This is a genomic window from Brevundimonas sp. EAKA (assembly GCF_000698025.1).
Lineage (GTDB): Bacteria > Pseudomonadota > Alphaproteobacteria > Caulobacterales > Caulobacteraceae > Brevundimonas > Brevundimonas mediterranea_A.
Genome location: NZ_JMQR01000268.1, coordinates 1 through 867 on the forward strand (window position 1 = coordinate 1; position 867 = coordinate 867).

The 867-nt window shown below is 66.7% G+C and carries 1 protein-coding gene; it reads left to right on the plus strand.

The window, feature by feature from the left end:
* Positions 1-867: 5'-3' exonuclease H3TH domain-containing protein (locus tag ER13_RS17400; protein WP_035311455.1), on the plus strand; the 867-nt coding region annotated here is incomplete at both ends.

Sequence of the window (867 nt, forward strand, 5' to 3'; positions counted from 1 at the left end):
GAACAGGATCGCCCCCTCACCCAGGACGGCCCCGCCCTGCGGCTGTGGATGATCGACGGCTCGGCCTATATCTTCCGCGCCTATCACGCCTTGCCGCCGCTGACGCGCAAGTCCGACGGCCTGCCGGTCGGGGCGGTCCAGGGCTACTGCAACATGTTGTGGAAGCTGCTGAAGGACATGAAGGGCGCCGACGGCCCGACCCATCTGGTCGCCATTTTCGACCACTCGGACAAGACGTTCCGCAACACCCTGTATGACCAGTACAAGGCCCACCGCCCGCCGGCCCCCGAGGACCTGGTCCCGCAGTTTCCCCTGGTGCGCGAGGCGACGGCGGCCTTTGGCGTCCATTGCGTCGAACTGCCCGGCTACGAGGCCGACGACCTGATCGCCACCTATGCCTGCAAGGCCCGGGACGCCGGCGGCGAGGCGGTGATCGTGTCCTCCGACAAGGATCTGATGCAATTGATCGGCGGCGGCGTCGTCATGTGGGATCCGATGAAGGACCGGCGGCTGGCCGAGCCCGAGGTGTTCGAGAAGTTTGGCGTCGGCCCGGAGAAGATGATCGATCTTCAGGCCCTGATCGGTGACAGCGTCGACAATGTTCCCGGCGCCCCGGGCATCGGACCCAAGACGGCCGCCCAGCTGCTTGATGAATACGGCGACCTGGACGCCCTGCTGGCCCGCGCGGGCGAGATCAAACAGCCCAAGCGCCGCGAGACCCTGATCAATTTCGCCGATCAGATCCGCCTGTCGCGCGAGCTGGTCCGCCTGACCTGCGACGCCCCGGCGCCCGAGCCGATCGAGGATTTCGCCGTGCGCGATCCGGATCCCGAGACCCTGTCGGCCTTTCTGGACAAGATGGAGTTC